The organism is Arenimonas sp., from assembly GCF_041913985.1.
Classification (GTDB): Bacteria; Pseudomonadota; Gammaproteobacteria; order Xanthomonadales; family Xanthomonadaceae; genus Arenimonas.
Genome location: NZ_JAYSEG010000009.1, coordinates 84,657 through 92,674, shown reverse-complemented (window position 1 = coordinate 92,674; position 8,018 = coordinate 84,657). Strand labels below are relative to the sequence as shown.

Annotated in this window: 10 protein-coding genes; 6 read left to right on the top strand and 4 right to left on the bottom strand. The window is 69.8% G+C overall.

What is annotated here, in order from left to right; all coding sequences use genetic code 11:
* Window positions 1-119: 119 nt before the first annotated feature.
* Window positions 120-329 carry an MbcA/ParS/Xre antitoxin family protein gene (locus tag ACE3Q2_RS04860; protein WP_374473194.1) on the bottom strand — a complete coding sequence of 70 codons (210 nt, stop codon included), beginning with the start codon at window positions 327-329 and terminating at the stop codon, window positions 120-122.
* 330 nt (window positions 330-659) lie between these two features.
* Here ACE3Q2_RS04860 and ACE3Q2_RS04855 point away from each other — a divergent pair, with 330 nt between their 5' ends.
* Window positions 660-1,394, top strand: a complete 735-nt coding sequence (locus ACE3Q2_RS04855) for a DUF4124 domain-containing protein (protein WP_374473192.1) — start codon at window positions 660-662, stop codon at window positions 1,392-1,394.
* Window positions 1,395-1,414: 20 nt separating this feature from the next.
* A complete protein-coding gene (locus ACE3Q2_RS04850) occupies window positions 1,415-2,122 on the top strand; it encodes a hypothetical protein (protein ID WP_374473190.1) in 708 nt (235 codons plus the stop codon).
* A 10-nt stretch (window positions 2,123-2,132) separates the two neighbouring features.
* Here ACE3Q2_RS04850 and ACE3Q2_RS04845 read toward each other — a convergent pair whose 3' ends face one another.
* Window positions 2,133-2,501, bottom strand: a complete 369-nt coding sequence (locus ACE3Q2_RS04845; protein ID WP_374473188.1) for a hypothetical protein — start codon at window positions 2,499-2,501, stop codon at window positions 2,133-2,135.
* A gap of 210 nt (window positions 2,502-2,711) precedes the next feature.
* Between ACE3Q2_RS04845 and ACE3Q2_RS04840 the strand changes: the two genes are divergently transcribed.
* Both ACE3Q2_RS04840 and ACE3Q2_RS04835 read left to right on the top strand, forming a co-directional pair.
* Window positions 2,712-3,026, top strand: coding sequence for a hypothetical protein (locus tag ACE3Q2_RS04840; protein WP_374473186.1), 315 nt, complete (start codon window positions 2,712-2,714; stop codon window positions 3,024-3,026).
* A 54-nt stretch (window positions 3,027-3,080) separates the two neighbouring features.
* Window positions 3,081-3,758 (top strand): GNAT family N-acetyltransferase, encoded by a 678-nt coding sequence (locus ACE3Q2_RS04835; RefSeq protein ID WP_374473184.1) that lies wholly within the window; start codon window positions 3,081-3,083, stop codon window positions 3,756-3,758.
* A gap of 13 nt (window positions 3,759-3,771) precedes the next feature.
* Here ACE3Q2_RS04835 and ACE3Q2_RS04830 read toward each other — a convergent pair whose 3' ends face one another.
* Both ACE3Q2_RS04830 and ACE3Q2_RS04825 read right to left on the bottom strand, forming a co-directional pair.
* Window positions 3,772-4,653: a diguanylate cyclase gene (locus ACE3Q2_RS04830; RefSeq protein WP_374473182.1), complete on the bottom strand. Its 882-nt coding sequence runs from the start codon at window positions 4,651-4,653 to the stop codon at window positions 3,772-3,774.
* Window positions 4,654-4,688: 35 nt separating this feature from the next.
* Entirely contained in the window at window positions 4,689-6,200 is a 1,512-nt protein-coding gene (locus ACE3Q2_RS04825; protein WP_374473180.1) for an acetyl-CoA hydrolase/transferase family protein, read from the bottom strand.
* Window positions 6,201-6,324: 124 nt separating this feature from the next.
* Between ACE3Q2_RS04825 and ACE3Q2_RS04820 the strand changes: the two genes are divergently transcribed.
* Both ACE3Q2_RS04820 and ACE3Q2_RS04815 read left to right on the top strand, forming a co-directional pair.
* A complete protein-coding gene (locus tag ACE3Q2_RS04820; protein WP_374473178.1) occupies window positions 6,325-7,140 on the top strand; it encodes an EcsC family protein in 816 nt (271 codons plus the stop codon).
* Window positions 7,141-7,239: 99 nt separating this feature from the next.
* Window positions 7,240-7,998: a hypothetical protein gene (locus ACE3Q2_RS04815; RefSeq protein WP_374473176.1), complete on the top strand. Its 759-nt coding sequence runs from the start codon at window positions 7,240-7,242 to the stop codon at window positions 7,996-7,998.
* The last annotated feature ends 20 nt before the right edge of the window (window positions 7,999-8,018 follow it).

Here is an 8,018-nt window from a genome sequence, read left to right as displayed (position 1 = left end):
GCCCTGGTCAATTTTCAACGCGCAGGGATGGTCAATTTTGGGCGCGCATCAACACTGCAACAGATTATGGCCAATGAGATGTCTCGGCCGACACTTGGTTGATTCACCGAAGGCCACTTCTAACCTATATACCCGTTTGAGAGAGATTCTAGATATCTGATCACGTCATTGGTTCTGCCAAGAGTAATCAGAGCTTCGGGAGATTGACCGCCGAAAGCGCCTACAGGGCTTTTCAACCAGGCGACAGACTCTTTGCGATCGCCTGTAACCAGGTCGGCCGCGGCGAGAACCCTTTTGGTATCGAGACTGGTGACGCGGCTACTGGTCATGAGGTCGCCTCCGAATTAAGCGTAGCGTATGCAAAGCGTCCCTTAATATGGCCGCAGTTGGCACATTCCCACTGGCAGGATTTCGGCAGCCTCGTCCGAGTCAAAAGCGCTTGCAGGAATTCTCGGCCGGGCTTCCATGGCTTGCAGGAATTCTGGAAATTCACTTGCAAGCGTCATGGTTGTGATCAGCGTAAGTGATTGATTTTACGTGCCGGTGACTTGCGGGAATTTCCGTTCGCCCACATCCCGGGCCGCGTGGCTGAAATCCTCTGATCGACGCGCGCCACCCCGGTGACTACCGTGGTGGCGCGTTCGTTTCGGGGGAGGGCGATGGCGCGATTCTGGTGGCTGATGGGGCTGGCGTTCGTGGACCTGGTGGTCGCGGGGGTCATGATTGGGCGCGGCCACGCGTCACTGGCCTATCTGTTCCTGCTGATGGCGTTGGCGACGGGCGGCCTGGCGCTGTTCCTGCCGCCGCCGCCCCGGCGCGACGCACGTGGCCGGCTGCAGCCCGCCGAGTTGCCCTACGGCAAGCTCATCGGCGTGGTCGGGGCCTTGGCCATCCTGGGCTCGGCGGCGTATGTCGCCACCATTTCCAGCTCCCCTGCCGCGCGGCCTGCCCCGGCGAGGGTGGTGCCGCCGGTCAGCCCGGCTGCGGCGCCGGCTTATGCCCGACCGGCACCCGCACGCCCCGCGCCACGGCCGCAGGGGCTGCTCTACAAATGCGTCGCCGCCGACGGCCATGCCAGCTACCAGTCGGAACCCTGCCCGGAAAGAAGCCAGCAGGCCTGGGTGCGCGATGCGACGCCTGAGGCTGGTCCGACCGCCGCGCAGCTGGCGCAGCAACGCCGGCGCCAGGCGCTCGAAGCCGAGCGGGCACGCCGGCAGGCGGCGTCATCGAACCGTGGTTATTGGGAGCCGCCGCAGGAACATGGCGGCTCGAAGAGCCTGGCCTGCAAGGCGGCCCGGGCCGCGGACGCGGCGTATCGCCGCCAGCCGCTCAAATACGTAACCCACGATGGTCTGCGTCGGCATGGAGATGCCGTACTCGCCGCGTGCAGTTGAATTTCCGCCGGAGCTGACCGATGCGAAAGGCCTTCCTCTTCTTGCTCCTGGCGCTCGTCCATGTCACCGCCGCGGTGGACGCGGACGCGTCTGCGCCTGGCGCCGGAGGCCGCGACGTACAGGCTACGATGGCCTCGAAGGCCTACCTTGATGCGCACCCCGACCTGAAGTTCCGCGTCGAAGGGTTTCACGCGCTCGAGCAAGGCAAGTTCGACGAGGCCCGCGCCCACTTCACCCGCGCCGCCTCGTATGCCGACAAGCCCTCGCAGGCGATCCTGGCCGAGCTGGCCTGGCGTGGCATCGGGCAGCCGGTCGATCGCGCGCTTGGCTACGCGTGGTCCGATATTGCCGCGGAGCGTGGTTACCCGGCGTTCGTGGCGCAGCGCGAGCGGTACTGGTCGCAACTGTCGGCGGACGAGCAGCGCAGGGTGATGGAGGTCGGGCAACCACTGATGGCCGAACACGGGGATGCCGCCGCCAAGCCCCGCATCGCGCGCCACCTGCGGCTGGCACGGCGTTACATGCTTTCAGGCCGGCCGCGCAAGGACATCATCGTCGTAGTGCCTTCGCCCGGTGGCCAGCAAATGGTCTTGCGGGGCCACGACTTCTATGCGAACCGCTTCTGGGACCCGGAGGACTACCAAGCTTGGGTGGATTCCACTTGGAGCAACCCGAAGCAGGGCCAGGTGGAGATCGGCGAACTCGAACAGGCCGGGCCTAACCCGTAGGGCCCGCCGCTCAGGCGTCCTTTTCGAACGCCAGCCGCTCGTTGCGGATCCAGCCACGCTCGCTGTGGCGGTCCTCGCACCAGCAGGCGCCGTGCCTGGGGTCTTCCCAGATCAGGCGCACGGTGTCGCCGGGTTCCACGGTGAGTTCGGCGCTGCAGTATTCGGCCTTGGCCTGCGGGCGGCCGGAATTGGTGTCGATCAGGTCCAGCGGCACCCAGCCGGCGCTGAGCTGGCCGTCTTCGGCCCAGACGTAGCCCGGGCGGTCCGGGTGGGGGTGGCGCACGTACACCGGGTCGCCCGGCTTGAGCGTGAGCGGGATGGCGTCGGGGCTTTCCTGGGGCGCGGTGACCTGCGCGTTGATGGCCTTGAGGGTGTTCACTTCAGCGGCGTCTCCCGCTCCCCCTGCAGGAGCGACGCGTGAAGGATACGTTCACCGGCCCCGCTTCGCCTATGCCGGAGGGCCGGGCCCCGCTGGTCAGCCCCCAGGCACCACCCGCCCGAAACCCAGCAAAAATGTGACGCAGTTCACGGTTTCACAGGCAAAACGGGGCCCCAATGTCTCCCCGGACCCTTCACAGGATGACCGGCCGTGATCCCCGTTTACATCGCCCAGAACGAGCTGGACGCGCAGCTGGTGCAGGAGCTGCTGGTGACCTCGGGCATCGTCGCCCACATCTTCGGCCCGCAGGTGGCCGACCCCTCCGGCGCCCTGGCCACCACCCCGCAGATCCGCGTGGTGGTGGAAAGCGACGAGGCCGACGAGGCCCGCCTGCTGGTGCAGGAATGGCAGACCGCCCCGGCCCCCGAGGAGTTCGAGTTCGACGATGGCCTGCTCGACAGCAAGGCCTTCGACGAGATCGAGGAAATCAGCTTCACGCCCGGCGACCCCGACCTGCCGGCCTGAGCGGTCCGACTTCCGACACATCCCCGGCAAGGCCCGCCGCGCCACACTGGCCCCATGGCCCCGCACCCGCTCGACAACCCCGCCTTTGATTCGCTGGCGCACCGCCACCGCGGCCTCGCGCTCGCGCACGGCAAAGTGCTGCGCTACCCGGCCGACGTGGCGCCCTTCCTGGGCGTGCCGCGCGACGGCCACGCCGACGCCGCCGCGCTCGAAGCCCTGGTGCCGCCCGGCGACACCGTGCTGGTGATCGGCCCGCACCCGGCACTGCCGCCGGGCTTCGCGCTAGAGCCGCAGTTCACCCTGGTGCAGATGCATTGCCCGGAGCCGCTGGCGGAAACGCCGGGGCCGGAGATCGTCGAGCTGGGCGAAGACCGCCACGCCGACCTGCTGGAGCTGATCGCGCTGGTGTACCCGCACTATTTCCGCCCGCGTGCCATGGCCATGGGCCGCTACTTCGGCATGTACGAAGGCGGGCGGCTGGCCGCAATCGCCGGCGAACGCATGGGGCCGCCCGGCTACCGCGAGGTGAGCGCCATCTGCACGCATCCCGAGCACCTGGGCCGCGGCCACGCGCGAAGGCTCACCGCCTTCCTGTGCAACGACCTGCTGGCCAGCGGGCTGCAGCCCTTCCTGCACGTGAGCCCGTCGAACACGCGTGCGCTGGGGCTGTACGAATCCATGGGCTTCCGCCACCGCGCCGGGCTGGCGTTTTCTGCGCTGCGGCGGGGATGAACCGGCAACCGGCTCAGCCGGCCACGACGCAGCGGTCGCGGCCGGCCTGCTTGCCCCGGTAGAGCGCCTGGTCCGCGCGTTCCACCGAAATTTCCAGCCCGTCGCCCTCGGCAACGCGGGCCAGGCCTATGGTCACCCGTAGCGGCAGGTCGCCATGGCCGGGCACCGGCACGGGCGAGGCCCGGACGGCGTCCAGGAACCGTCCCGCCGCGGCTTCCGCCTCGCTGTCGTCTTCGGCCAGCATCAGCAGCAGGAATTCTTCGCCGCCGTACCGGTACAGGCGGTCGTTGGGCCGCAGGATCCGCCGCAGCGTATCGGCCAGGTGCCTGAGCGCCAGATCGCCCACGATGTGGCCGAAGGTGTCGTTGACCCGCTTGAAATGGTCGATGTCGAACATCGCGACGAACAGCGCGGTGCCGCCGCGGTGGGCGGCGCGCTGGCCCATCATGAACTCGCCTTCGAGGCTGTAGCGCAGCGGCAATCCGGTCAGCGGGTCAAGGCGCACCGCGTCGGCGAGGATGCGCGTCTTGAAGGTGGCGAGCCGCTGCACCAGCCCTGCCTGCGAACTCTCGAAGGTGGCCAGTGCCTCCAGGTTGCCGGGACGGCCCGAATGCACGTCCTGGCAGATGAGCCGGATGGCGTCGTGCATGCGCCGGTGCAGCGAGACGAGCTGGTGGGCCTTGCGTGCGTCCAGCCGTTCGAGCTCCGGCCCGGCGGCCACCAGCCATTGGCCGAAGTGGCAGCGTTCGTGGGCGTCGTCGGCGAGCATCTGCTCCCCGGGCGGCTCATGGGTCAGCGCGCAGCGCAGAACCCGCCGGGTCCAGTCCAGGTGTACGTCGACGGCCGCATCGAGCTCGGCAATGAAGACGGCGGCGCGGTGCGCGTAGTCGGACATCCTTTACCCCGCATGGCGTGGGCCCGGTGGCGGCGCTAGGGCCGCATGCTCCCCGTCCGGACCAGCCGATCATGCCACGACAGCGCCTCGCCGAGCAGGTGCGGCGTGTGCTTGCCGGCGCTGTCGCGGCAGGCGCGGTCGAAGTAGTCCTGCAGCATCGGCCGGAACTCCGGGTGCGCGCAGCGTTCGATCACCAGGCGCGCCCGCTGCTTGGGCGAGAGCCCGCGCAGGTCGGCCAGGCCCTGTTCGGTCACCAGCACCATCACGTCGTGTTCGGTGTGGTCGACGTGGCTGGCCATGGGCACGATCGAGGAAATGGCGCCGCCCTTGGCCGTGCTCGGCGACATGAACACCGACAGGTAGCCGTTGCGGGCGAAGTCGCCGCTGCCGCCGATGCCGTTCATGATCTTGGTGCCCGCCACGTGCGTGGAATTCACGTGGCCATAGATGTCGGCCTCGATCATGCCGTTCATGGCGATGCAGCCCAGGCGCCGGATGAGTTCCGGGTGGTTCGACATTTCCTGCGGCCGCAGCACGATGCGCTCGCGGTAGAAATCCACGTGCGCGTTGAACTCCTCGATGCCGGCCGGGCTGAGCGAGAACGAGGTGGCCGAGGCGAGCTTGAGCACGCCATTCTTGAGCAGGCCGAGCATGCCGTCCTGGATCACCTCGGTGAAGGCGCTCAGGTCGCGGAAACCGCCCTCGGCCAGGCCCGCCAGCACGGCGTTGGCGATGTTGCCCACGCCCGACTGCAGCGGCAGCAGGCTGGGCGTGAGCCGGCCGCGAGAAACCTCGTGGCGCAGGAATTCCAGCAGGTGCCCGGCGATGGCCCTGGAGTCCGCGTCCGGCGGCGCGAAGGCCGAGTTGCGGTCGGGCGCGTCGGTGGCCACCACGGCCACTACCTTGTCCGGGTCCACGTGCAGGTAGGGTTCGCCGATGCGGTCGCCCGGCGCCACCAGCGGGATGGGCTTGCGGTTCGGCGGGCGGGCGGTGCCGTAGTAGATGTCGTGCATGCCCTCGAGCGCCGCCGGCTGCCAGCGGTTCACTTCCAGCACCACGCGCCTGGCCTGCTCGAGCCAGGTCTTGTTGTTGCCCACCGACGAGGAAGGCACCAGCCGGCCGTCCTCGAGGATGCCGGCCACTTCCACCACCGCCACGTCGATGTCGCCGAAGAAGCCGAACCAGGCGTGCTGGGCGACGTGGCTGAGGTGGATGTCGAGGTAGTCCATCTCGCCGGCGTTGATCTGCGCGCGCACGGTGGGGTCGGACTGGTAGGGCAGGCGCAGTTCCATGCCCTGGGCGCGGGCCAGCGCGCCGTCGAGTTCGGGCGCGGTGGAGGCACCGGTGAGCACGCGCACCTGGAAGGCCTGGCCGGCGGCGTGCGCGGCCTCGATGCGCTTGGCCAGCGCGCCCGGCACGGCCTTGGGGTAACCCGCGCCGGTGAAGCCGCTCATGGCCACGGTGTCGCCGGGTCCGATCAGCGCGGCGGCTTCGTCGGCGGTCTTGAGCCTTGCCCGCAGGGCGGGGCAGCGAATGCGTTCGGTCATATCATCACCTCGGTGCCATGGTCGGCCATGCCGCGCACCCGGGGCGACGCCGCAGGCGGAACGATACGTTTTTTGCCAGACTGCCGACAGCGTCCTTGCCTTTCCCCGCCGAGCCTGAGCACGCATGAGCGAAATCCTGCGCCCGCTGCCCCCCGCCGACCAGGCCGAGCTCGAGCGCGCGCGGGCGCTGCTTGAGTCGCCCGGCCTGGCGGTGCAGCTGGCGAACCTGGTGGGCGCGCCGATCGAAGGCATGCTGGCGCGGTTGCCCGGTCCTGCGCAGCGCCTGCTCGACCGCAGCGCGCACAAGGCGGTGGAAACCGCCTTCCGCGCCGCGTTGCTGACCCTGCGGGACGAACCCGCGGGCGCCCGCGCCAGCCCGCGCCTGCACAAGGCGGCGGTGGCGGGCACCGGCGCCATCGGCGGGTTCTTCGGCCTGCCGGGCCTGCTGGTCGAGCTGCCGCTGACCACCACCGCCATGCTGCGCTCGATCGCCGACATCGCCCGCAGCGAGGGTGAGTCGCCGGCCGACCCGGCCACGCGCCTGGCCTGCCTGGAAGTGCTGGCGCTGGGCGGCACGCGCGCCGACGACGACGGCGCCGAGAGCGGCTACTTCGCCACCCGCGCCGCGCTGGCGCAGCAGGTGACGGCCGCCACGCGCTACGTCGCCGCCGGCATGGGCGGCGGCGCGGCGCCGGCGCTGGTGAAGCTGATCAAGGGCGTGGCCAGCCGCTTCTCCATCCCGGTGACGCAGAAGGCGCTGGCCCAGGCCGCGCCGCTGGTGGGCGCGGCCAGCGGGGCCACGCTCAACCTGGTGTTCATCAGCCATTTCCAGCAGGCGGCGCGCGGGCACTTCATCGTGCGCCGGCTCGAGCGCGAGCACGGCGAACTGGCGGTGCGCGCGGCGTATGCGGCGCTGGCATCGGCTGCTTCGAAGCGCTGACGGAGTGAGAAAATTCGGACACTTTCGCCGGATTCAGCCGGCAGCGGGCGAGGGTGCGGGTATGGTGGGATGGTCCCTGCCCAACGGAACGGTGAACCCATGAAACTGCGTGTCTTGTCCTGCTTCCTGCTGGTGCTCCTGCCCCTGGCCGCCGCCGCGCGCGAGGACGCGCCGCGGACCCGGACCGAGTACTACTCGGCCTATGTTTCCGTGGATGCGGCTGGCCGCGTCACCGGGGCCGAGATGCTGGGCGACGTGCCCCGGGCCGTGCGCAATTTGCTGCAGGATACCGCCCGCAAGGTGGAATTCGAGCCGGCCCGGAAAGGCGGCGTGCCGGTGCCCAGCCGCACTTCGCTGACGCTGAAGATGAGCCTGGAGCAGGCGGGGAACGGCGACTACTTCGCCCGCGTGGTGGACGTCGGTGGCGGTTCCGTGGCCTTCGACAAGCGCCGCCGCGTGCCGTTCCCGGGCATCGCCGCCAGCGCCGGCTATGGCGCGGGCGTGCTGGTGCGGCTGTCCATCCGCGCCGACGGCAAGGTGGACATGGCCAACTCGCGCATCGAGCGCGTGGCCCTGGCGCGCCATGGCAAGCCGTCGGACGACGCCGCGCGCCGCGAGTCCTTCGAGAAGGCCGTGCTGCGCGCCGTCGCCAAGTGGACCTTCGCGGTCGAGGAAGTGGACGGCCAGCCCCTGGCCACCCGCGTGCTGGTGCCGGTGAGCTTCTGCCCGCAGGCCAGCTGCGCCGACTGGCCGATCGACGTCTTGTCCGCGGCCGACGCCCGCCCGGCGCCGCAGGACGCCGACGTGCAGCTGGCCAGGCCCCGCGAGCCCGCGCCCGATACCAAGCAGGCCCCGTAAACCCGCCCCGGCCCGGGGCC